This window comes from Streptomyces sp. NPDC101234, from assembly GCF_044767525.1.
Classification (GTDB): Bacteria; Actinomycetota; Actinomycetes; order Streptomycetales; family Streptomycetaceae; genus Streptomyces; species Streptomyces sasae.
In genome coordinates this window covers 1-23,127 of sequence record NZ_JBIWOA010000044.1, presented here as the reverse complement: position 1 = coordinate 23,127, position 23,127 = coordinate 1, and the positions used below count along the sequence as shown (strand labels likewise).

General features: G+C 67.9%; 22 protein-coding genes and 2 pseudogenes. 14 read left to right on the top strand and 10 right to left on the bottom strand.

What is annotated here, in order from left to right:
• Window positions 1–34 precede the first annotated feature (34 nt).
• From ACIRR9_RS47400 to ACIRR9_RS47380, 5 genes are all read right to left on the bottom strand, one after another.
• Window positions 35–178 carry a hypothetical protein gene (locus ACIRR9_RS47400; protein ID WP_403765540.1) on the bottom strand — a complete coding sequence of 48 codons (144 nt, stop codon included), beginning with the start codon at window positions 176–178 and terminating at the stop codon, window positions 35–37.
• A gap of 81 nt (window positions 179–259) precedes the next feature.
• Window positions 260–841, bottom strand: coding sequence for a HutD family protein (locus ACIRR9_RS47395; RefSeq protein ID WP_403765537.1), 582 nt, complete (start codon window positions 839–841; stop codon window positions 260–262).
• A 332-nt stretch (window positions 842–1,173) separates the two neighbouring features.
• Window positions 1,174–2,139, bottom strand: coding sequence for a formimidoylglutamase (hutG, locus tag ACIRR9_RS47390; RefSeq protein WP_403765534.1), 966 nt, complete (start codon window positions 2,137–2,139; stop codon window positions 1,174–1,176).
• Window positions 2,140–2,153: 14 nt separating this feature from the next.
• A complete protein-coding gene (gene hutU / locus ACIRR9_RS47385; protein ID WP_403765531.1) occupies window positions 2,154–3,830 on the bottom strand; it encodes a urocanate hydratase in 1,677 nt (558 codons plus the stop codon).
• Window positions 3,831–4,041: 211 nt separating this feature from the next.
• On the bottom strand, window positions 4,042–4,866 hold the full coding sequence (locus ACIRR9_RS47380; protein WP_403765528.1) for an IclR family transcriptional regulator: 825 nt from the start codon (window positions 4,864–4,866) through the stop codon (window positions 4,042–4,044).
• Between the two features lie 434 nt (window positions 4,867–5,300).
• Here ACIRR9_RS47380 and ACIRR9_RS47375 point away from each other — a divergent pair, with 434 nt between their 5' ends.
• Entirely contained in the window at window positions 5,301–6,659 is a 1,359-nt protein-coding gene (locus ACIRR9_RS47375; RefSeq protein WP_403765525.1) for an MFS transporter, read from the top strand.
• Between the two features lie 645 nt (window positions 6,660–7,304).
• Here ACIRR9_RS47375 and ACIRR9_RS47370 read toward each other — a convergent pair.
• Window positions 7,305–8,282: a DUF3592 domain-containing protein gene (locus tag ACIRR9_RS47370; protein WP_403765522.1), complete on the bottom strand. Its 978-nt coding sequence runs from the start codon at window positions 8,280–8,282 to the stop codon at window positions 7,305–7,307.
• Window positions 8,283–8,780: 498 nt separating this feature from the next.
• Between ACIRR9_RS47370 and ACIRR9_RS47365 the strand changes: the two genes are divergently transcribed.
• The 3 genes from ACIRR9_RS47365 to ACIRR9_RS47355 all read left to right on the top strand — a co-directional run bounded on the left by ACIRR9_RS47365 (window position 8,781) and on the right by ACIRR9_RS47355 (window position 9,952).
• The gene (locus ACIRR9_RS47365) at window positions 8,781–8,903 is read left to right on the top strand and encodes a hypothetical protein (protein WP_403765519.1); all 123 of its coding nucleotides are present in this window, start codon (window positions 8,781–8,783) and stop codon (window positions 8,901–8,903) included.
• 369 nt (window positions 8,904–9,272) lie between these two features.
• Window positions 9,273–9,569 carry a DUF1778 domain-containing protein gene (locus ACIRR9_RS47360; RefSeq protein ID WP_403765516.1) on the top strand — a complete coding sequence of 99 codons (297 nt, stop codon included), beginning with the start codon at window positions 9,273–9,275 and terminating at the stop codon, window positions 9,567–9,569.
• Entirely contained in the window at window positions 9,566–9,952 is a 387-nt protein-coding gene (locus ACIRR9_RS47355) for a fic family toxin-antitoxin system, toxin component (RefSeq protein WP_403765513.1), read from the top strand. The genes ACIRR9_RS47360 and ACIRR9_RS47355 overlap by 4 nt, the downstream gene beginning before the upstream one ends.
• A gap of 305 nt (window positions 9,953–10,257) precedes the next feature.
• On the opposite strand, the gene ACIRR9_RS47350 is transcribed toward ACIRR9_RS47355, so the two are convergent.
• Complete coding sequence (locus ACIRR9_RS47350) at window positions 10,258–12,291, bottom strand: fibronectin type III domain-containing protein (protein ID WP_403765510.1); 2,034 nt, start codon at window positions 12,289–12,291, stop codon at window positions 10,258–10,260.
• Between the two features lie 138 nt (window positions 12,292–12,429).
• On the bottom strand, window positions 12,430–12,660 hold the full coding sequence (locus ACIRR9_RS47345; RefSeq protein ID WP_403765507.1) for a hypothetical protein: 231 nt from the start codon (window positions 12,658–12,660) through the stop codon (window positions 12,430–12,432).
• A gap of 56 nt (window positions 12,661–12,716) precedes the next feature.
• Here ACIRR9_RS47345 and ACIRR9_RS47340 point away from each other — a divergent pair.
• A pseudogene (locus ACIRR9_RS47340) lies at window positions 12,717–13,659 on the top strand (transposase family protein); the annotation flags it as partial.
• Here the strand turns inward: ACIRR9_RS47340 and ACIRR9_RS47335 are convergent.
• A complete protein-coding gene (locus tag ACIRR9_RS47335) occupies window positions 13,658–13,813 on the bottom strand; it encodes a DUF4365 domain-containing protein (protein ID WP_403765504.1) in 156 nt (51 codons plus the stop codon). The pseudogene ACIRR9_RS47340 and the gene ACIRR9_RS47335 overlap by 2 nt on opposite strands.
• 434 nt (window positions 13,814–14,247) lie before the next feature.
• Here ACIRR9_RS47335 and ACIRR9_RS47330 point away from each other — a divergent pair, with 434 nt between their 5' ends.
• Window positions 14,248–15,201, top strand: coding sequence for a Ppx/GppA phosphatase family protein (locus ACIRR9_RS47330; RefSeq protein ID WP_403765501.1), 954 nt, complete (start codon window positions 14,248–14,250; stop codon window positions 15,199–15,201).
• A gap of 527 nt (window positions 15,202–15,728) precedes the next feature.
• On the opposite strand, the gene ACIRR9_RS47325 is transcribed toward ACIRR9_RS47330, so the two are convergent.
• Entirely contained in the window at window positions 15,729–16,109 is a 381-nt protein-coding gene (locus tag ACIRR9_RS47325; protein WP_403765498.1) for a hypothetical protein, read from the bottom strand.
• 245 nt (window positions 16,110–16,354) lie between these two features.
• On the opposite strand from ACIRR9_RS47325, the pseudogene istB reads away from it, so the two are divergent.
• The 8 genes and pseudogenes from istB to ACIRR9_RS47285 all read left to right on the top strand — a co-directional run.
• Window positions 16,355–17,052: pseudogene (gene istB, locus ACIRR9_RS47320) on the top strand (IS21-like element helper ATPase IstB).
• Between the two features lie 37 nt (window positions 17,053–17,089).
• Window positions 17,090–17,554 carry a DUF4279 domain-containing protein gene (locus ACIRR9_RS47315; RefSeq protein ID WP_403765495.1) on the top strand — a complete coding sequence of 155 codons (465 nt, stop codon included), beginning with the start codon at window positions 17,090–17,092 and terminating at the stop codon, window positions 17,552–17,554.
• Window positions 17,555–18,091: 537 nt separating this feature from the next.
• Window positions 18,092–18,397, top strand: a complete 306-nt coding sequence (locus ACIRR9_RS47310) for a hypothetical protein (RefSeq protein WP_403765493.1) — start codon at window positions 18,092–18,094, stop codon at window positions 18,395–18,397.
• 374 nt (window positions 18,398–18,771) lie between these two features.
• Entirely contained in the window at window positions 18,772–19,185 is a 414-nt protein-coding gene (locus ACIRR9_RS47305; protein ID WP_403765490.1) for a peptidase, read from the top strand.
• 34 nt (window positions 19,186–19,219) lie between these two features.
• Complete coding sequence (locus ACIRR9_RS47300) at window positions 19,220–19,825, top strand: hypothetical protein (RefSeq protein ID WP_403765488.1); 606 nt, start codon at window positions 19,220–19,222, stop codon at window positions 19,823–19,825.
• Window positions 19,826–20,003: 178 nt separating this feature from the next.
• Complete coding sequence (locus tag ACIRR9_RS47295) at window positions 20,004–20,741, top strand: response regulator transcription factor (RefSeq protein ID WP_403765723.1); 738 nt, start codon at window positions 20,004–20,006, stop codon at window positions 20,739–20,741.
• Entirely contained in the window at window positions 20,738–22,186 is a 1,449-nt protein-coding gene (locus ACIRR9_RS47290) for a sensor histidine kinase (protein WP_403765486.1), read from the top strand. Before ACIRR9_RS47295 ends, ACIRR9_RS47290 begins: the two co-directional genes overlap by 4 nt.
• 190 nt (window positions 22,187–22,376) lie before the next feature.
• Window positions 22,377–23,127, top strand: a 751-nt coding sequence (locus tag ACIRR9_RS47285) for a Ku protein (protein WP_403765484.1), incomplete at its 3' end; no start/stop codon positions are given.

Here is a 23,127-nt window from a genome sequence, read left to right as displayed (position 1 = left end):
TCGCGGTGAGCGCCACCGACACTCCGGTCGGCTCTCAGCGTGTCCCCGGACACAGCGCGAGCAGAGGGAACGCCAGGAGACAGAGCAGCGGATACAGGAGCAACGCCACGCAGACGTTCTGTGTGACGTACAGCAGTACGGCGGCGCCGACCTCAAGGCCCGGAAGGGCCCGTGCCACAGACAACGCGCCATGCAGCACAGGGACACCTCCAGCGAACCGACCGCCCCGACGAGGACCACCCACAGCCGCGCCTCCCAGTCAACAGAGGCTCGGTCGACCGGACGTCGCAGTGAGCGTGACGACAGCTGCCACTCCTGTGACTCCGATGACGTCCTGATCTCCGTCCGAGAGCAGCGCCGCGTCAAGTCGCTGGAGGGTGACGCCGGCCTGCTGAAGGACTGCTGAACCAGTGAGCGGCATGGCGAGCACGCGGACAGCGCGGTCGGATCGCACGGTGGCCTGCTCACGCACGATCCGGACGTGTGCCGTCGCCCTGGTACGCCGGACCATGACGTTGAAATCGACGATCGGCCCGCCTGGCAGCGCACATTCGGTGACGGCGTCGCCGGAGAAGGCGAATGGTTCGTGGGGGTCCACTCGACGGGGCACCCCGTCCACCACGAGTCTCATCCCCGGTCCGTCGACGACTGTGATGATTCGGTCTATTCCACTGAAGACGGAGAACGAACCGCTGTGTACGACGTCGGCGAGGCTGATACGCCAAGTGAAATCATCCAGCCCCGCTCCCGGGGGCTCAGCGGCAACCTCCCGGGTAACACCTCCACCGTTTTTCCATGCCGACGGAGTGCGCTCGTCTGATCGGAATATCTCCATCACCATTCACCTTTTCTTTCCCGCCCGCTGGGACTTCACTTATCCGGTCCTTCAAGTAGTGCTACGCAAAAGGCCGTTGAAACTGGTGGAGGAAGGCGGGTACCTGGCCAACGGCTCGGGTACCGGGGGTCCTCGGCCCCGTTGGGGCGTGGGACGGTTGCCAGGCTGCGGCTGTCCGCTTCACACAGCCTGGCAACCGGTCCGGGGCATGCCGAGTGTGCGCCGACGGACCGGGCGGCGGCCGCGCGGGCTCGCCGTCCGACCCTGCCTGCTTGCCGGCGACGGAGTTTCGGCATGGTGTTCTTGCTCCCCATCACATCCTTGGGCTGCCGCTGTGGTCACGCCTGGCGGCCCGCGCCTCTGGACGTGAGGATGCGGTGGATCAGACGGGCACCGGCACGCGCCGTGCGATGGTCGACGTCGAGGTCCGGGTTCAGTTCGGCGACGTCGCAGACGGCCAGCTTCCCGCTTGCCGCTATTGTGGCGCAGACGTGCTCGACGACCTCCATCGGTACTCCGTAGGCGGCAGGGGCACTGACGCCCGGGGCCACGGCGGCGGGGAGCACATCGAGATCGATGCTGAGATGTACGACGTCGCAGCTGTCGATGAACTCGCCGATGAACCTCTCCACCCGTGGTAGGTCGAGCAGACCGCACTGGGTGTCGGGCAGGTAATGCACGCCCAGTTTGTCCGCGGTGTGGAACAGCCGCTGGGTATTGCTGGGCTGGCTCACACCGAGCACCCAGTAGTTCAGCTGCCGCTCGCCCTGTTCCTCATCCTGCGCCATCTGCAGGAACGGCGTGCCGGAGCTGGGCTGCGCATCATCGCGCAGGTCGAAGTGGGCGTCGAGGTTCAACACCCCGAGGCGGCCGCCCTCGCGCAGTGCAGAGCTGTCGGCGAGTCCCAGGTAGCTGCCGTAGGCGACCTCGTGGCCGCCGCCGAGCACTACGACGGGGTGGCCTCGGTCGACGAGTGAGGTGATCACCTGGCCTAGGCGCTGATGTCCGGCTTCCAGGTTGCCGTCGCGCACTTCGATGTCCCCGACGTCCAGCGCCTGCAGCGGCGTCGGCAACGCCATGGACGCGAGTGCGCCGCGCAGCGCGCGGGGCCCGTTCGCCGCACCCTGACGGCCCTTGTTGCGCCGGACTCCCTCATCGCTGCGGAAGCCGACGAACGCCACGTCGCATGGTTCCGCGTGGTCGGCGTCGCTGCTTACGACGTGGTGCCAGCGCAGGTTGTCCGTGCCGGGCCCGTCGCTGCGGCCGGTCCACGGCTCGTAGGTCACGTCCACAGCGATGGTCACGGTTTCGGCAGTCCTCACTTCGCGTCGTACTCGGCCATCGGGATGCGCACTCCGCGTTCTTTCGCGACAGAGGCGGCGTGTTCGTAGCCGGCGTCCACGTGACGGATGACGCCCATGCCGGGGTCGTTGGTGAGTACGCGGGCCAGCTTCTGAGCGGCGAGTTCGGTGCCGTCGGCGATGCACACCTGGCCGGCGTGGATGGAGCGGCCCATGCCCACGCCGCCACCGTGGTGGATGGAGACCCAGGACGCTCCGGAGGCTGTGTTCACCAAGGCGTTGAGCAGTGGCCAGTCGGCGATGGCGTCGGAGCCGTCGAGCATGGACTCGGTCTCGCGGTACGGCGAGGCGACGGAGCCGGAGTCCAGATGATCACGGCCGATCGCGATCGGGGCGGACACCTCGCCCGAAGCGACCATCTCGTTGAAGCGCAGACCGGCGCGGTGGCGCTCGCCGTAGCCCAGCCAGCAGATGCGCGCGGGCAGACCCTCGAAGGCCACACGTTCGCCGGCCATCCTGATCCAGCGGTGCAGGTGCTCGTTCTCCGGGAACAGCTCCAGGACGGCCTTGTCGGTGGCCTCGATGTCCTTGGGGTCGCCGGACAGCGCGGCCCAGCGGAACGGGCCGAGTCCCTCTTCGAACAGTGGGCGGATGTAGGCCGGCACGAAGCCGGGGAAGTCGAAGGCGCGCTGGTAGCCGGCCTTGCGGGCTTCGTCGCGGATGGAGTTGCCGTAGTCGAAGACCTCGGCGCCCGCGTCGAGGAAGCCGACCATGGCTTCGACGTGCTTGGCCATGGAGGCCCGGGAGCGCTCGGTGAAGTCAGCGGGATCCTGGCGGGCCCGCTCGTGCCACTCCTCCACGCTCACGCCGACAGGGAGGTAGGACAGGGGGTCGTGTGCCGAGGTCTGGTCGGTCACGATGTCGATGGGTGCGCCGATCTCCAGCAGCCTGGGAAACACCTCGGCGGCATTCCCGGCCAGGCCGATGGACAGCGGCTTGCGGGCGTCCCTGGCCTCGACGGCGAGCCGGAGCGCGTGGTCCAGGTCGTCCGCCGCGACATCGAGGTAGCGGTGGGCGATACGGCGCTCGATCCGAGTGGGGTCGCAGTCGACGCAGATGGCGACTCCGTCGTTCATCGTCACGGCGAGCGGCTGGGCTCCGCCCATGCCGCCGAGGCCGGCGGTCAGGGTGATGGTGCCGGCCAGGGTTCCGTCGAACTTCTTGCGGGCGACGGCGCCGAAGGTCTCGTAGGTGCCCTGCAGGATGCCCTGGCTGCCGATGTAGATCCACGAGCCGGCCGTCATCTGTCCGTACATGGTCAGGCCTCGGGCCTCCAGCGACCGGAACTCCTCCCAGTTGGCCCAGTCGCCCACCAGGTTGGAGTTGGCGAGGAGCACCCGTGGCGCCCATTCGTGAGTGCGCATGACGCCGACCGGCTTGCCGGACTGCACCAGCAGGGTCTCGTCGTTCTTCAGCGTCTTCAGGGTGCGGACGATGGCGTCGTAGGCGGCCCGGTTACGGGCGGCCTTGCCGGTGCCGCCGTAGACGACCAGGTCTTCCGGATGCTCGGCGACCTCGGGGTCGAGGTTGTTCATGAGCATCCGCAGGGCGCCCTCCTGCTGCCATCCGAGACAGTTCAGTTCGGTGCCACGGGGAGCGCGAATGTCGTCGACACGGGGGGAAACGCGGGTCATGTTGGCCTCCTGGCGGCGATCCGGTCTGTTGCGTGTCCCATGACAGACGACGGGACGGGCGGGAGCCAGCGGCACCTGTCCGAGTTCTCGGATCCGAGAATCCATCTCTGCGTCCGTGCGTGGGGGCAAGCGGGGCCGAAGACCGGAGCTTCGTTCCTTCCGGCGGAGGACCTCGCGAACACCAACCCTCAGAGGTGCGATCGCGCGGGCGTCAGTCGCATGCCGGCTTCGACGGCGGTCGGCCGGACACTGCAGCTGTCAGCCGTTTTGCGCCCTGTTGCAGGACCTCCCGCACATGGTCCGCGTCGTGTCTTTGGTAGTGCAGGTGCCATGTGCTGCTGAGCGCCGCTACGGGTCGCCGGTTGTGGTCGAAAGCCGCGACGCCCATCGAACGGAACCCCTCGGAGACCAGCTCGACCTCCTCCGACCAGCCGCGTTCGCGATCCCGCGCCAGCAGGTTCAGCAGTTCGGGCAGCGAGCGAGGGCCCTTGCCGGTACGAGTGATGAGGTTCCCCGGTCGCGGGAAGAGTGCCGCCAGCTGTGCCTCCGTGGAGTGGGCCAGGATCGCGCGGCCGTTGGCCGTGAGGTGCGCAGGTAGCCGGACACCGATATCGGTGACAAGAGTTGCTTCGACATCCCCCGCGCGGCCGGTGACCGGGCGTTCCTTGAGCAGGTAGACCGTCTCAGCACCGTAGAGAATGCCCAGGTGAACCGTCTGTCCGAGCCGTTTGGCAAGGTCACGCAGGATAGGACGGGCGAGTCGTTCCAGGGGTTCGTGCCGCAGGTAGGCGGAGCCGATCTCGAAGGACGCGACACCCAGGCCGTACGCCTGTTCGTTGGAAACATAGGTGACGAAGCCGCGCTCCTGCAGGACCGTGAGGATGTGGTAGGCGGATGATCGAGGGATGCCCAGGTCCCGGGCCAGCGTCGCCGCTCGGACGAGACCTGAGCGGCCCGCGAGGTAGAGAAGGATGTCCAGTGCGCGCCCCACGGCCGGCGAGGCGCTCGATGCCGTTTCGCGTCCGCGTCCACTCACCTGTTTTCACCTCCCGACAGGTTTCGACGAGTAATGCTTGCAAGTGTGAGGACGTCGGCGGCCGATACGGCTGGCCGATGCGCCGCGGCACAGGAAACTCCGCCTCCGCGGGTGAGGCCGATGCTCCTGGGCGGGTCCCGCCGAAATCCGTCGGGGCACGACGGAGTCGGCCCATGTGGTGTGACCGCCCTGGTCACACCACATACGGTGCTGCACCGTACTCGAAAGACGGCAGCCTGGGCATCGCACGCCCGCGGACGAGGGCTGGAGCGGCCGAACGGTCGGCTCGCCCCCCGGCGGCCTTGAGGAATCGGTTCGGCAACCGTGAGACGCACATCGTGCTTTGAATGAATATCTACATTCACCTATTGTTTGAGTGGTTGACTTCATGCATGCTGTCGCTCGTCCGCATTACGAGCTGCCGGGAGGCATGCATGGCAACAGGCACGGAGGCGGCAACAGACCGCGTTGCGGCGGCTTCGTCGTCCACCGCCCCGGCGGAACCACTGACCGGCTTCCACCTTCGGGTAACGGCCACCACGTTCGGAGCGAACTTCTCCGACGGCTACGCCCTGGGGATCATCGGCGCGGTCCTGCCCGTACTCAACACAACCATGCACCTGTCCGGTGTCTGGCAGGGGCTGCTCGGTGCGTCCGCGCTCATCGGGCTGTTCTTCGGCAGCATCGTGCTCGGGCGGGTGGCGGACGTCATAGGGCGCCAGAAGCTCTACCTCTACAACTTCGTCCTGATCGCGATCGCCTCCGCGGCCCAGTTCTGGGCGGGCACCCCCCTGGTTCTCTTCCTGCTCCGGTTCGTGATCGGCTTCGGCCTGGGCGCGGACTACGCCGTCGGCCCGACCCTGCTTTCCGAATTCGCCCCGCGCCGGCTGCGCGGCGTCCTGCTGGGCTCCCTCACCGTCCTGTGGACCGTCGGTTACGTACTGGCCAACATACTGGGCACCTACCTCCCCATCAGCGACAATGCCGCACACTGGTTGCTGGCCAGCGGAGCACTGCCCGCTCTCCTGGTGCTGCTGCTGCGGATCGGGATCCCGGAGTCTCCGAGCTGGCTCGCCACGCGTGGCCGCGCCGCCGAGGCGGCGGAGATCCGCCGCAAGTACCTCGGACAGTCGCAGGCCACCGCCGCGGACGCGCAGGCCGCAGCCCTCGAACAACCGCCGACCGCCCGCTACCGCGAGCTCTTCGCTCCGGGCCAGGCTACCAAGACCTGGTTCGGCGTCGTCTTCTACAGCGCCCAGGTACTGCCGTACTTCGCCATCTACACCTTCATGGCCCAGATCCTGGGCACCATGCACATCTCCGACGCCGACACCCAGAACCTGGCACTCAACGTGGCCCTACTGCTGGGAGGCATCATCGGACTGTGGCCGGTACAGCGAATGGGGCGCCGGCCGTTCACCATCGGCACCTTCGCGATCCTCACCGTATGTCTGGCAGCGATGGCCGTGCTCAGCGGCACCTCCGGCTGGTTGCTGATGGTCCCGTTCCTCATCTACACCTTCGTCATGGCCGGGGCGTCCAACATCACCCAGGTCTACCCGGCCGAACTGTTCCCCACCTCGCTGCGCGCCTCCGGAGTCGGCTTCCTCAACGGCACCAGCCGGATCGCCTCAGCGGTGGGAACCTTCGTCCTGCCGGTCAGCCTGAGCCAACTCGGCGTGGCCTGGTCGATGGCCGGTCTGGCGCTGGTGCTGCTCGTCGGCACCCTGGCCAGCCTGGTGTGGGCACCCGAGACCCGCAACACTCTCACCGCCGAGGACTGGCACCACTGATGTCACCCGTCCACCTCACCCGCGACGGGCACTCCCTCAGCGCCGCCCAGATCTCTGACCTCGCCCGATGACCGGCGATAGACCGAATCCCGGCGGCTCCCGGCGGGGCAGGTGCCGCTTTGCCATGATGATCAGCCGTGCTCCCGCGCGTGGCCTACTCCACCTTCACGAACACGGTCTCCTTGATGCGCCTGCTGTCGTCGTCGCACGGCAAACAGCAGTTGCCGACCCGGAAGGGTCCTCCGTGGGAGGAGCGGGCGGGGGAGTGTCGTACCGGCCGAGGCCGCCTGTCGTGCCCGTCGCCGAGGTTTGCGGGGCGGCTGTCGTCCGCACGCGACACCCGATCGTTGGCATGTGTGCGGGTGACAAGCACGGAAACGTCCGCGCTGCAAAGGCAGTTCGCGCGCCCGCAGCGCGTACACGGCCCCAGCGGGCGGCTGTCCTTGTCGTGCCGGTTCCGGCACCCGGCAGCGGCCCGAACTGACCACGACCGCCCAGGTCCCGCGATCGCGGCAGGACCCAGGCACCGCCGGCACGGGGCGTCTCCCCGGACCGGACCTGCACCGGTCGGCTGTGCCGAGCTGGGCATCCGAGGTGCACCAGACCCCCCTTCTCGCCCGGTGCCTCGGACTGCTGGACGTACGTTCAACCTGAGTGATGTGGCAGCGGGATTCCCGTGACGGTGATCGAGCCGTTCAGTGCGGGATCTTGGGAGAAGACATGGGCCCACGCGACCTTCAGGCTCCGAGCCGTTGCCGGGACGGTCTGATCCAGCGTCAGCGTGTCGGAGACGGTGCCGCCGGCCGGTACGGTGATCGGTGCGAGCGGGCGTGCCGTGTAGGTGTTGCCCTGGCCGTCGGTCGCGGTGAAGTTGGAAAAGATCGGCAGGGTCACCTGTGCGGCGGCGCCGTCGTGTGCGCTGACCGTCAGACTGACGTTCCCACCTGTGTTGACGACCTTGACGACGGTCACGGTCAGGTGGCCGTCGGCGGCGGACCACGCGCCGGTGGTCGTCGCGGCGGGCGGTGGTGTGGGGCTCGTCGTCTGGCTTCCGGTCCCGGAGCCGGCCGACTGGCCGAGTCCGGTCTCGCCGGTCGGCTGGCCGAGCCCTTGAGCGAGCCCTTGAGCGAGCCCTTGAGCGATGGATGCTGGTGTAGCGGGCTGGTCGTCGCTCTGCCACTCCCCGGCGATGCGCCCGCCCACGGAGGCGAAACCGATCAGGAAGATGTTCAAGAAGACCAGGCCCGCCAGCATGGGCACGGTGCCTTGCCTGGCGCCGCGTTGGTCCACCACGCAGCGCATCGGGTTCCCCGCGCTGTAGCGGATCTTGACCGGATCGCCGGGGATCAGGAGTTTGTCGACCGCGCTGCGCATCGGTGAGGCGGTGATCAGCTCACCGGTCTGCGTAGTGAAGCGCACCACCGGGCGAATCGTGGTGGAGGAGGAGCTCAACTGCGTGCTCGTGTCGACGTGTTGGGTCACCGTGATGTTGATCCGCACGACCTCGCCGGTCGTGGGCACGCCGCTGTTCAGCAGCTGACTCCGGCGTGCCCACCACAAGAAGGCGCCGACGTCGACGGCCAGCAGGCCGGCTAGCGGCAACAACACGAATAGCAACCACATGACTGCCCCTCAACGTCAATCTCTCGAATCGTCAGGAGTCCTACCCTGCGCCGAATCCTGGCGTCAACTTCGGTCTTTCAGCCGTAGTCGCCCTGTGAATTGCGAATTCCGACCGAAATATGCGGAAGGATCCCGCCATCTGATCGCAGTCGGCGGTGCGCAACCAGGAGTGCGGGGCCCGCGCTCCTGGTTTGTTCCGGTGAACCTTCCGGTATTCCGTCCGGTATTCCGTCCGGTATTCCGTCCGGTTCTTCTTCTTGGTGTCCCTGTCCGCATCGATGTTTTGGTGTGCGCGGTCAGGTCCGTCGACGATCAAGTTTTCCCCACTTAGTGCGGTTTGAGCGTCACGTGATTCCCCATACTGAATTCTCCTAATTGTCCATGGGTGCGACGGTGTTCGGGATCGACGGACCTGGTCATCTCGGAGCCGTGGATGGTCCTCGACCTGTGGGTCCCGAAGGCCGATGGGCAGCCCGGACGGCAAGGAGAACGTTCGTCGTGGTCGACAGCGCCGAGATCTACATCGACTGGTACGCGGGGCGCTCGAAGAGCGCGCTTGCCGGGTCTTTGGGCGTGGACCCTGAAGAACTGGAGCACCTACGTCACCATCGTCGGCGCTGACCGCGCCGAGGAGCAGGTCGACCGCAACGGCGCACCCGGAACGGTGCTGGTCCGGGTGCGCCCGACGAAGGTGATGACCTTCGGCGCCGTCACCGGAGCCCGATCGACTGCGAACGAGACCATCAGGCCGACCCTACCGTGGAGTCGGCCACTCAAAAGATCTCCACAGCGCGAGGGATTGACATACCGATACCGCTGCGGTCCGACCCTGGACGAGAACGGTCCGGTCGCCTGATGCGATGAGTGCTGCCGGCCGTGCCCGCGCGACGATCCCGGCCGTCTGCTGCCGCTCGCGGGCCCGGCGGCTGGGACTACGCCGGTGGTGCCGTCCCGAGACATGTATGCGGTATCAATGGTACCGTCGATACCATGTCGGATCCCAAAGCGATGAGCCTGCGCTTCCCCGACCCTGCGCAGCGGGCCGCAATCGCGGCAGCGGCCAAGCAGGCGGGGGTCAGCATGCAGGAGTACATCCTCTCAGCCGCCTATGACCGCGCGACCGCCGTGGAGCAGCGGTTTTTGGACGGCTTCAAGGCATCCATGGCCCGCAGCGGTGCGGCTTTCGCAGCCGAGCCCAGCAGTCTGGATCCCAGCGCCGATCAGCGCGCTGCCGAGCAGGAAGCGCAGCAGGAACTCGGGCATCAGCAGCGAGGCCACGCCGCGTGACCCAGCCGGAACCCCTCCATCCTCTCGACGTCACCTTTCTGCTTCACGCCGCCGAACTGCTCGACGGCGATCCGCAGGTCGACGACTACGGACCGCTCTACGCCGCTGTCGTCCGCGTCAATGCCAGGGCGATGGAGCGCGACATCTACGGATCCCTGTACCTCAAGGCGGCTGCGCTGTTGCAGACCCTGGCGAGACTGCCGTGCCTTGAACATTCCAACGAAGCCTTCGCCTGGCATGCGACCGAGGCCTACTTGATCCTCAACGCGCACGCACTCGACTACCCGCCCAAAGCAGCCGTCGCACTCGTACGCGATGCGGCCTCCGGAGCGCTCGGCGTCGCCAGGATCGCTCGCCAACTCCGCGACTGGGCCGCCGTCTGATCCGCATCCGCCAGGCGGTGTCGCCTGTCGCTCCCCGGCGGTCGGGGAACTCCTGGACTTGAGCGCTCAGCTCCACGCCCGGCCGGTACCGGCGACGCAATGTGAGCGTGGGAACGGATACGGACTCCGGTCCGGGGCCAGCGCATCCCTCCTTCCTACGTGGCTTCCCCACTTGACGTGTGCGAAGTCGCGTCACACCTTGAGCCGGTCGATGCATCGCCCGGCCGTGGCGCGCTGTTTGTACGGCTCGGCGTCAGAGGCCGGTGGCAGCCGCGGTGAACGCAGCACGGCCGGGCTCTTTCGTGTCAGGCCGGCTGCCAGGAGAGGACCGTCTGATACTGCGACTCGATGCCGCCGGCCGCGATGATGCTCGACGGAACCTGGGCCGCTCCGGTGATGGCGTGGTTGTTCTGGATCAGGACGTTCTTGCTGTCGTAGTCGGACGGGCCGTTCGGCCAGTAGTTGCCCTCGATGTCCGTGGGGTCGTAGGTTCCGTCTCCGGCGGTGTAGTTCACGTGTTTGCTGCCCCACGGTGAGACGTTGATGTTCCACACCGCGTTGCCCAGGATCGACACGTAGGTGGCGCCGTTGTCGGTGTACAGGACGTGGCCGCCGGAGGTGTTGAGCTGGTCGTGGACCACGTTGCCGGTGACCTTCTCACCGCTTGCCATCGAGGTGCCGGTGATTCCGTTGGTGTAGACGGCACCGCCGTCCCCGAGCAGTGACATGTGATCGTAGATCAGGTTGTCCGAGATCGTGTTGTTGTTCGAGTAGTTCGGCTGCGCGGGCAGGCTCACCTTGTCGGGCCAGCCGCCCCAGCCGATGGAGATGGCCGTGTAGGGCACGTGGTCGATCTGGTTGTGGGTGATGGTCGATGTCTCGATGTATCCGGCGTCGATGGCGACCCCGCCGTGGTATTCGGCGGCGGTGTCGTAGAAGTGGCTGTCTTTGACGGTGATCCCGCTGGTGTGCTGTGCCGAACTGCTCGGCTGCGGGGTGTCCACGCCTCCCAGATCGAGGCCGTTGCCGGAGATGTCGGTGAACACGCAGGCGGTGACCGTGTCGTTCTGCGAGCCGTTGCCGAGGTCCAGCCCGGCCGCACCGAGATGGACGAAGTAGTCGTGGTCGAAGTGAATGTTCTTGTCATAGGTGAACCGCACCGCGCCGGGCATCTTCGTCCAGTTGCCGTAGGGGCAGGTGCCGCCTGACACGAACTGGCACAGTCCCTGGGTGGCGTAGCCCGTGGTACCGGTGACCTGGTACGTTGCCTGGATTTCGGAGAAGCCCGTGCCGGTGTTGGAGGCCGTGTAGTTCGCGTAGCTGAACTGGATGCCCTGGAAGCCGACGTGACTGGGCTCGTCCGAGGCACTGCCGGACGTCGCCGCCAGGGTGTCGAGCGAGGGTGCCTCGACGTCCGCGGTGGTCAGGTCCTCCCCGGAACGCGGAATGTAGTAGAACCGGTGCTCGTTCTTGTCCAGATAGAACTCGCCCGGCTCGTCGAGGAGTTCGTAGGCGTTCTCCACCGCCGTCGGCGCCTCGGTGACCGACTTGCGGCCGACCAGGTTGTAGGTGCGGCCTGAGCCGTCGGTACGCATGACGCGCTGGGTGGAGTTGTTCCAGCAGGGCTGGGCCATGGTGATCGCGGTACTGGTGACCGAGGCGACCGGACAGCGCGGCTCGGTCCACAGCCCGAGTCCGCCCCGGTAGACGAACTCGATCGACGACGGATTGCGCCAGCCGGCCATCGGGTCACCGGACGCCGTGGTGTATCCGGTCGCCGTCTGCGTCAGCGAAACCGGCAGGGCACCGGTCGCACGCTGGGCGCGCACGCCGCCCACGTACAGTTGCCGGGTGTCCAGGCCGGTGGGGGCCGGGGCGGACCAGATGCTGCTGCCCGCGCTGGTCCGCGCCCAGCCGGTGATCTGGACACCGCCGCTGATGACCGGGGACTGTCCGGGCGCCGCCTTCCACCAGACGGTGCCGGCCGACCCGCCGCCCGAGTCCGCGGCAGTGAAGGTGAGCGTCTTGGTCAGCCTGTAGACGCCCCCGGCCAATGTCACGGTGATCGGTCCGGACGTCGACTTGTCGATTGCCCGGACAGCCGTCTGCGCCTTGGCCAGCGTGTGGAAGGGAGTATCGGCGCTGGTCCCCGGATTGCTGTCACTGCCGCTGGGCGAGACGAAATAGGTGACCGCGGTCGCCGCGTGTGCGGGCAGAGCGAGCGCTCCGACGGACAGGAGCGTGCAGAGTACGGCTGCGGCGACCCGATAAGGCCCGATGAATAAGCGGAACCCTCTGACGGGTTTCGCGAAGCGCGCTTGCTGTCTTGTTGGAAACATGCAGGCAAAGTAGAAGCGCGACTGCGAGACGTCAATGCCGCGACGAGGAAACATCGGATCAATAACCGGTCCGTGGCGTAGCCGACGCTGTCACAAGTGGCTGGAAATCCCTGACCACCCTGACCGCGTCGGGCGACCTCAACACTGGAGGGACGTCCACGTCGCGCGGATGTCCGGATGGCCGATGGCCGCGAGCGGCATGTCCGCATAGCGGACCTTTTGACCCGGCGCAGCACCGAGCGCGGCCGCCATCGCCGCGGGCGTGGGCGCGTCGCTGGCCAGTTCGATGCGCTGCCGGATGTACCGATCGGGGCCGAACAGCGCTTCGGCGGCGAATGCGCCGAGGTCTGGACGGGCGGGGTGTGTCAATTTGACGGCCCTGTCTCACTTTCGGTGGTGACGGAGTGTCGTGACGCGTCGGCGGCATTCGTGTGAAGAATGTCAACGAGCTTGTCCAGATGGTGTTTTCGGGCCTGTTCCCGCTGGCCATAGACGACGTGGTCGACGAGGGTGAGCGGATCGCGGTGCGGGCGAGGACGCCGCAGGACATGGCGCCGTGTCCGGCGTGTGGGGTGTCTTCGGGGCGGGTGCATGGCTATCACTGGCGGACCGTGGCCGACGTACCGATGGACGGGCGGCGTGGTGGTCCGTGTGCGGGTGCGGCGTCCGGTGTGTCCCACCCGCGGCTGCCGACATACCTCCCGCGAGCAGGTGCCCGGGGTCCTGGACCGACACCAGCGACGCACCACCCGTCTGACCAGGCAAGTCAAGACCTTGGTCAAGGAGTTGGTGGCCCGGGCCGGGGCACGTTTGCCGGCGATACCCGCGTCGGGCATCTCGCGTCACACGGCTCTGCGTATCCTGTTGTGCATCCCGCTACCCGAAAGGCGGACGCCCCGTGTGATCGGCGTCGACGACTTCGCTCTGCGCCGAGGCCATCCGCCGGGCCCTGCCCCGTGCGACGCAGATCGGCGATCGGTGGCATCTGTGGCGCAACCTGTGTGAAGCCGTCTTGAGCGAGGTCAAAGCGCACGGCACCTGCTGGGCCACCGTGCTGGACGCCCCCATCTATGACGGGCCTTGAGCCCGGACGACGCTGGAACGCCGGCATCAAGTCCATGGCCTGCTCGACCAGGGCGTGGGTCTGATCGAATGTGCCGGCGCCTACAGCTGGCCCTGAACACCGTCAAACGTTACGCCCGAGCCGACCGGCCCGAGCGGATGCTCCGTGTCCCAAAGTACCGCGCCATTCTGGTCGATCCGTTCCGTGAGCACCTGCACCAACGTCGGGCCGAGGACCCAGGCGTCCCGGTCAATCGTCTCTTCGAAGAGATCAAGGCCCTGGGGTTCACGGGCTGCCTGAACCTCAAGGGAACTTGAATTCGGTCTCGGTCGCGCCCCGAAACCCGACTTCTGAGCCCTTCACCTGGGCCAGGACGGCCACACCGGTGACTTCCCGATCGGCCTCCACGAACTCGATCTGACCGTCAATGGCGAAGTCACGTCTGGTGTCGTTCCACATGGCCGGCGTCGGAGACGGTCATGTCGACGAATGCCTCGCCCCGGAACCCAGCCCGCTGCTGGCCGCTGCGCTGCGGCATCCGATGAGTGCTCCGAGAAAGACACCGGCATGCCCGCCGCAGCCCGGCCGGATCTACGAGGCCGAGGCCGCGCGTTGTTGTCCCACCCCATGGAGAGATCCTCCGTCCTTCACGCCTGGTCCAGGTCGACTCAGGAGAAGAGCGACCACCGACAACGACCGGTGCACGCATGCGAGAGGAGGCCCAGAAGCTGTAGTACAAGGCTCTGCCGGTGTGCACCGGGGCGGAGGGCGTACGGTTGGTGACGCTATGCTCACACGGTGGGCCGGAATCCCCGTCGCGCCGTCGTCGTGGCTGATGGAGGATCGGAGAAGGAGCCAGCCCGGTTGAGTGCGAGGTAGGGGGAGGCGATCGGATGCGGCAGGCAGGTGTGCTCGATGTCGGGTGCCACAGTGCTTTGCTGACGGTCGTGCGGCGGCATCCGGGTACGGTGCTGAAGCCGGTGTTCTCCCGCAAGGTACGGCTGAGACTGCACGAGACCCTCGACCACAAGGGTCGGTTGGACAAGGCCGGCATGAAGAGCGTCGAACGGGCAGTGGCCGAGGCCGTCGCCGCTGACGCACGTCTGCACGGACCGCAAGTGTTCGCGTTCGCGACCTCCGTGATCCGGGACGCGCCCAACCGCGACGAGATCATCGCGCGCGTGGCACGCACCACGGGCACCCGCCTGCGTGTGCTGACTGGCGAGGAGGAGGCGCGGCTGGCTTACGTGGCGGCCCGCCAGTGGTCAGGCCCGACGGCCGGTCAGCTGCTGGTCCTGGACATCGGCGGAGGCACTGTAGAGATCGCCTCCGGCACCGGAGAGCAGCCCCGCGCCGTCTACTCGCTGCCACTGGGCGCTCGCAGGATCACACGGGACTGGCTTCCTGCCGGCACCGTACCCTCCCAACGCCGTCTGGCCGAGATCCGGCAGCACCTCCGCCAGTCCCTGGAAGGCATCCCCGGCCTACCTCAGGCCGCACCGGGCGGGCGGGTGCTGGCCTGCTCCAAGACCTTCGAACAGCTCGCCCGGCTCGCCGCCGCACAGGGCGAGACATCGCGATCCGCAGGGCGGCTGGAGCTACCCCAACTGCGCAGGTCGGTCTCCACACTGGCCGACGTGGGACCGTCCCGCCGTGCCAAGTTGCCGGGCATCTCCCGGCACCGCGCCGAGCAGTCCCTGGCCGGAGCCCTGGTCGCGCAGGCTCTCATGGAGGCATGCGAGGCCAAGAGCGTCGAGATCTGCCCCTGGTCCACCAGGGAAGGACTACTACTCGAACACCTCGGCGTGCCCCACACAACCGCCGGCGGTGCCCGCCTCGTCGGCTGACCCGACCGACCTGGTCGCGCGCTTCCGAGCCCACCGGGAACGGATCGCCCAAGGCCGGTTGCGAAAGCACCGGCCGCGTTACTACGAGCGGATTCAAGCGGTCGGCCTTGCCCAGGTCCACGCCCGCCCCTCCTTCCGGCCCCGGCCATCCCGACGGCGGTGCCCGCCCTTCCAGAGCCACAGGATTCGAAGACGCCCTCTTGCGCGCTCGTGGCAACAACACTGAACTCCTGCGCTCGGCCCTCGCGTCCGACTACCAAATGGCTTGGTAACTGACGTGCGACACCGGCTATCACCGAGTTTGGGCAGCACTTGATGATCACAGGGCCGGGAAATGCCGATGAGGACTGACATCGGTCAGGTGCTTACGTCCGCGGTCCCGTCGCGGTGTTCCTGGCGGATTGTCTTCTGCTGGCGATGGAAGCACGGGGCTGGATCTACTGGCGCAAGGCCAAGAGCCCGTCGTCCATCGGTGTCGACCTAGTCCAGAGGGTGCCCCTGGGGCCCAGGACGTCAAGCGTGTGGGATCACTGGACGAAGGCGATGATGAGAAACACGAAGGCGGCGATGAGCGGGGAAAGGCACGCGGTCACACTGAGGAAGAGCTTGAGCCGGTTCCAGCGGTGGATCCGGCGGCCCTCGGGGGTGTCGGTGCGCCAGGTGGGATCGACCTCGATCACGCCGTCGATGACGTCGGGCGCGACGCGGCGGGCGTCCGCGGCATCGAAGGAGTACATCGGGGAGCCACGGCCGCCGACGGGGTAGTTGTAGCCGTAATGCACCGTGTATCTGACACCGGCCTGGTCGGCGACGTGCCGGAGGATGTAGCCCTCCGGCCTGATGTGCCAGAGCCTGCCGGTGCGGCCGTGAAAGATCCAACGTACCTGCTGATCGGGGTCTTTTCGCACGGCGGCCTCCCCCGGACCCATCCACACGCCAGGCTCAGCGTGGCACCCGTCGCAGGGTCTGTCGATACTCATCGAGCCCGGTGCAGCCTTGCTTCAGTCGGTACGACCCAGGCGCGGGGCGGAACTCGAGGGCTGGGACCAGCTCCTGCACCGCCGACCCGGAAGGGACCCTCGATGACCGGCCCGCACCACACCTGACCGAGCCCGCCTCCGATGCCGCCTGCGGCGCCCTGCGGCTGCCGACCATGCGGGCCCAGTTCGCCGACACCGTCAACCGAGCCGAACGCGAGCACCTGTCCTACCCAGGCTTCCTCGCCGAACTGTTGATGGCCGAGTGCGAGGACCGCGACCGCCGCTGCTCCGAACGGCGCATCCGTGCGGCCGGCTTTCCGCGCTCGAAGTGGCTGGCCGACTTCGGCTACTCGGCCAACCCCAACGTCACACCCGCTCTGGTCAACAACCTCGCCACCTGCGAATGGGTCAAGAAGGGCGAGCCGCTCTGCCTGATCGGCGACTCCGGCACCGGCAAGACCCACCTGCTGATCGGACTCGGCTCCGCCGCGGCGATGGTCGGCTTCCGGGTCCGCTATGCGCTCGCAGCCCGCTTGGTCAACGAGTTCGTCGAAGCAGCAGACGAAATACATCTGCCCAAGACGATTGCCCGCTACGGCCGTGTCGATCTCCTCTGTAATGATGAGCTCGGCTACCTCGAACTGGACCGTCGCGGCGCCGAGATGCTGTTCCAGGTTCTGACGGAGCGGGAGGAAAAGAACTGTGTTGCGATCGCCTCGAACGAGTCGTTCGGGGGCTGGAGACCTTCACCGACCCCCGGCTCTGCGCGGCCATCGTCGACCGCCTCACCTTCAACGGCACCATGATCGAGACCGGCACCGAATCCTACCGCCTTGCCCAGACCAAGGCCCGGCAGCAGGCGAAGAAATAGCGACGTGACCGTGCCATCACGCCGGTAATCTCCACGGGTGTCGCTGACTCAATACGTCTACTTCGCGCTCTCCAGCAAGCGCACCACCGCCGACGAGATCACCCGGCTGCTGGGCATCAAGCCGGATGAGACGACGGTGAGGGCGAGCCGCAGCACCTCACCAGTCACCGTTCCGTCCTGTCATCACTGGAAGATCGTCTGCCGTGATCGCGAGCTGCGGGTCAACGAACAGATCTCCCGAGTCGTTGGAAGGCTCCAGCCCCACACGGAGGCCATCGCCCAGCTGGCCAGCTGCCTTACAACCGAGGAAGCCCCCGGAAGCGCCGTTCTGCAGGTAGTGCGCTACTTCAACGACACTGACCGGGAGGCGGAGCTCCCTTCACCAGCCGACAGGGCGAACCTCTTCGGCTGGCACCTGGACCGCGACGTCCTGGAGTTCCTCACAGCAACAGGAGCAGAGCTGGATGTCGACGAGTACGACATGGCAGCAGAGGACGACTGACTTCCCGTCCATCTCCAGCCGGGGGCCAGAGCTGACCAAAACCCGGGCCCACTTCGAGGTTCGGGCACGGATTCCGTGAAGTGGATCACGTGACGGTTACGGCCTGTGGCCGGCCGGAGTCTTGGTCGACGGCTGGGCTGGGCGGATCTCTGTGAGCGAGAATGTTCGGCATGACGACTTGAAGAGCACCGGCCGGGCGACAGCGTTGGCGAAAGGTCGGGAGCTGGGACACGATTCCCGACGGCGATCGACGAGTCTGCGCCGTCTGCGGAACGCCCGTCTCTTCGTACCAGCATCGCTTCCATCCGCCAGAGTCCCCGAAGTTCGAGCGCTGTATCGGACTCGCTTGGTGCGCAGGTTGCCGGATCTACTCCGGCAACATGGTGTACGTCCCGCGGAAGCGAGTCCTGGTCGACCGCCTCGCCGCTCTTCCTCCTGAACAGCGAGAGCGGCTCCTCCGTTCGGAGACGCGACTGATCGAGTTCCTGGACCGCCAGCCGGGCCATCCCCGAGTTCCTCGGGCTCCCGGCCCCGGCCGTGACCTGTTGGACCTCCGCTCACGCTGACCTGCACTGGGCGAACGTCACAGCACCGCTGAAGGTGTTGGACTGGGAGGGCTGGGGGCGAGCTCCAGAGGGGTTCGACGGCGCCACGCTCTACGCCTGCTCGCTGCTCCAGCCGGACACCGCCGCCCGCGTCCGTGACGCCCTCCCCGTGCTCGGCAGTCCGGCCGGCCTCGCCGCCGAAGCAACCGTGTGCGCCCAGCTGCTTCAGACCGTGGCCCGCGGCGACAACCTGGTCCTCGAAGACCAGCTCCGGCACTGGGCTGACGAACTCCGCTGACGCTGACCGAGCCCCCTCATGCCCTCACGTGGCCGTGGCTCCCCTCCCGGATGCGAGGTGAGCCACGGCCGCCGACGCTGGAACCATGAGGGCCACTGCTACCTGGTCGGGCACCATCGCCTTCGGGATGGTCTCTTCTCTGAACCAGGCCGATGTCTTCCTCGCGTGGGTCCACCGGAGACGGGTGCGGCGCTGGCGGCGCCGTCCGCGGACGGCATGTCGCGGCCAAAGATTGGGGACCTGCTGGTCTGTCTCTCTCCATCTGCTGGTCCGCCTCTATACAGCGGGTTTCTAGCGTCGTTGTCGTTCCCCGGAGCGCCGGCCCCACGGCTCTCCGAACTCGCAAGTGATGCCCAGTGTTTGGAGACACCCTGATGCGTGCTCTGCCCCGTCGTGCCCTCCTCGCCGCTCCGGTCGCCGTGCTGGCGTTCGCGCTGACCGCCTGTGGCGGATCCGACTCCAGCTCCGACAGCTCCAAGGCCGCGGCCACCCAGCAGCAGGACCAGAGCGCGGGCGGTGCCGACGCCAGCGATGAAGCGGCCGGTGACACCGACGACAAGACCGAGCCGCCGCTGACCGGCGACGTCAAGACGAAGGCCGAGGCCGCTGCGCTAGCCGCATACCCGGGCACGGTCGTGAAGTCCGAGGAGGACGCGGAGAAGCCCGGCATGTACGCGGTGGAGGTGAAGCAGGCCGACGGCACCTCGATCGAGGTGTACCTCGACAAGTCGTACAAGGTCACCGACACCAAGAAGGAGGGCACCGAGGAGACCCAGGACGCCAGCTGATGACCGGGGTCTGACCGAGGAAGGGAGAAACCCGATGCCGACGTCCGAGCCCGAGCAGCCCTCCTCTTCGCCCACGGACGCAGAGGTGACGACGATCCTGGATGCAGTATCCGGCGCCCCGGCACCGGGCGGCTACGGCGGCCGCTTCGCGGAGGACGCCTTCGACTACCCCTCGTCGACCGCGCACTCCTGGTCCGCCGACCCGGCCCCGACGGAGACCGGTGAACCGGGCCCCGAACCGCAGGGGACTGCCGACCGACGCGACCGCAAGCGGGGGACGGAGCGTAGCGCGGACAACTGGCGGCAAGCGGCCGGCCGTCCCCGGTCAGTCCTCACGGTCGCCGCCGTGCTCGTGCTGCTGGGCGGTTTCGGGCTCGCTCTGTCCACGGTCAGCGACACGGTCACCTCCCCACCCGTCCCGGGCAGTACCGTCCAGGTCTCCGTGCCGAAGCCGTCGGCCACGCAGTCGTTGTCGCCGACTGCATCGTTCACCGCCGTGCGGCCTGGCGACGCCGCGAGCCCGACCGTTGCACCCACGCAGAGCGGCCTGCCGCCGGGCACCGGCGAGGACCGGGACCGTGGTGACGAACACGGGCGGGAGGACCAGGGGCGTGAGGACGGCGACAACGCCGGCGGCTGACTCTCCAGTCGGCGTTGCCCGGCGTCCCGCCACCGCTGCCCGGCCGACGCGGTACTCCCGTCCCCGTCGGCTGGGCGGTACTTGTCTGCCCACCGTCGTCCCGTACGTTTTCTCCGATCCCTGGCGGCTTCCCATGAACCCTCCGACTTCCCTGGCACAGCTGTGCGAGCCTGGCGCCATGCGGCTGCTGCTCATCGAAGACGACGACCGAATCGCCGGCCCCCTCACCGAGGGCCTGGGACGCTACGGGTTCACCGTGAACCACGTCCGCACCGGCGCCGCCGGCCTCGCCGACACCACGGCCGCGCCGGACCTGGTCCTGCTGGACCTCGGCCTGCCCGACATGGACGGCCTGGACGTCTGCCGCAGCCTGCGCGCCCGCTCCGCCGTCCCCATCATCATGATTACCGCACGGGGCGAGGAGGCCGACCGCATCGTCGGCCTCGAACTCGGTGCCGACGACTACCTCGCCAAGCCCTTCGGCGTGCGGGAGCTGATCGCCCGCATTCGCGCCGTCACCCGCCGCGCCGGAGCCCCCGCCTACACACCGACGGGGCCCGCGGAAATCCCCGAACCGCGCCGGCCGCCCTCCGGCGCACAGGAGCTGGGCCCGCTGGCGATCAACCGCCGCACCCGCGAGGTCCACCTCAACGGCCAACACGTCGCTCTGACGCCTAGGGAGTTCGACCTGCTTGCCTTCCTCGCGGACGACCCCGGCACGGTGTGCTCCCGACAGCAGATCATGGACACGGTCTGGGACCCGCACTTCTTCGGCCCCACCAAAACCCTCGACGCTCACGTGGCCGCCCTGCGCCGCAAGCTGGGCGATCCGGGATGGATCACCACCGCCCGCGGCATCGGCTTCCGCCTCACCATCCCCAGCGAAGAAGCCGCCGCCGCCGAGGCGGCCCGATGACCCGACGCATCCTCCTCAGCTACCTCGCCCTGACCGTGCTCGTGCTGGCCGGCCTGGAGATCCCACTCGGCTACATCTACGCCCGCGGCGAGACCTCCCGAGCCTCCCAGAGCGTGGAACGCGACGCGGCCATGCTCGCCGAGGTCACCGAGGAGAACATCGAAAAGGGCCAGCTCGACGCGCTGCCGGACGTGGTCGGTGACTACGCCGCCCGCACCGGCGGCCACGTCGTCGTCACCGACAAACAGGGCATCGTCCTGGCCGACTCCGATCCCGCCGGCCGCACCGGCATCAGCCTCGCCGCCCAGCCGGACATCGCCCGCGCACTGAACAACGAACTCACCGTCACCACCACGACCGACAGCAAGGGCCGTGACGTGCTGTCCGCGACCATGCCCGGCTCCTCGGGCACCACCATCCGCGGCACCCTGCGCCTGATCTATCCCCTGGATCAGGTCAGCACCCGCGTGCACCGCATCTGGGGCGCCCTCGCACTGGCCGGAGCCTGCATCCTCGCCGTGGTCACCCTGGTCGCCTTCAGCCTGGCCCGCTGGATCACCCGCCCGCTGCGCGGCCTGGAAGCGGCGACCGATCAGCTGGCCGAGGGGCAGCTCACCGCCCCACCCGACGCCACCGCCGGACCACCAGAACTGCGGCGCCTGGCCACGTCGTTCACCCACACCGCGACCCGCCTGCAGCACCTGCTCAAGGCTCAGCAGGCGTTCGCCTCGGAAGCCTCCCACCAGCTGAAAACGCCGCTGACCGCGTTGCGGCTGCGCCTGGAGAACTTCGAGCCCCACCTTGACCCGCGCGCGCACGGTAGTCTGGAGGAAGCCGTGGGCGAGGTCGAACGCCTCGGCCGCATGGTGCAGGGCCTGCTCGCGATGGCCCGCCTGGAGAACTCCGCGACCACCCCGGAGCCGGTCGACCTGGACGCCGTCGTCGTGGAGCGGGTGGCGATGTGGGAGCCGCTGGCGGCCGAGCAGTACGTCACCCTCGACATCACCGGCCGGCCCGCCGGCCACGTGTGGGCGATCCCCGGTGCCCTGGAACAGATCATCGACAACCTCCTCGCCAATGCCCTGCGCGTCTCCCCTCCCAGCACCACCATCACCCTCCACCGAGCCCCCGGCAGCGAACTCCACGTCATCGACCAGGGCCCCGGTATGAACGACGCCGACCGCGAGCGCGCCTTCGACCGGTTCTGGCGCTCCTCCGACTCCCACCACGACGGCACCGGCCTCGGCCTGCCCATCGTCCGCCACCTCGTCGACACCTCCGGCGGCGCCATCACCCTCCACCCCGCACCCGGAACCGGCCTCGACGCCCGCATCCGACTGCGCCCCGTCCTCACGCGCCCGCGCGGGCCACGCGGGCGCGTGGGGGAGGACCTCGGCTCCAGCTGTACTGTCAGCCACCGAACGCCGACGGCCCGGGGCGGCTGACATTCGGCGGGTGACCGGCGCGGACCAGGTCCTGGACGTCCGGCCGGCCGTGGAAGACGCCGGCGCCCCATGAGGCCGGCGGTCGCGCCGTGCGGTGGGGCGGACCGTAGTCTGGATGGGCTCGGGGCCTGCGACGGAGAGGTCTGGGATGCCCCGGAGTATCTGGGCCGGAGCGATCAGCTTCGGTCTCGTGACGATCCCGGTCCAGCTCTACGCGGCTGTCGAAGAGCACACCGTGTGGCTCTACGAGACCCACACCGCCGACGGCAGCGGTGTCCAGCACCGCCGCTTCTGCGCGGCGGAGGGCCGGGAGATCAGCTACTCGGAGGTCGGACGGGGCGTCGCCCTCCCGGACGGCCGTACGCTGCCGCTCACCGAGGACGACCCGGCCCGCCTGCCACTGCCGACCAAGCGCACGATCACGGTGGTGGGATTCATCGACCCGAAGGGCATCATCCCGATCAGCTACGACCAGCCGTACTACGTCGCTCCCGCCGAAGGGAACGCGGACCGACCATACGCCCTCCTGGTAGAGGCCCTCTCCCGGACCGGGCTCGTGGCCATGGCCAAGGTCACGATCCGTAGCCGCGAACGCAAGGCGGTGGTCCGTACTGGCGGAGACCCCTTATTCCTTACGTGTGGTATTCCCTGCGCTCAGGCTCTGCGACGCTGCGGCCATGGGCAACCGAGTCGCCTGGCGAACTTTGAGGAGCCACCGCAGACCTCGGCGGCTCGGCGCGGGTCAGCTGCGACGAGTTGCTCAGCGAGCCGTTCAGCTTGGCCTGTCGGGTCGTCACTGGAGGAGGCGAGGATCATCCGGAACTGCAGCCATGGACGGTCTTCCCTGACAGCGGAGCGGCCTGGATGGAAGAGGAAGACGTTGACCTGGTCCGGTTCCCAGGGCCAGGCGGACACGGCGCCGAGTTCGCACTCCCACCGTG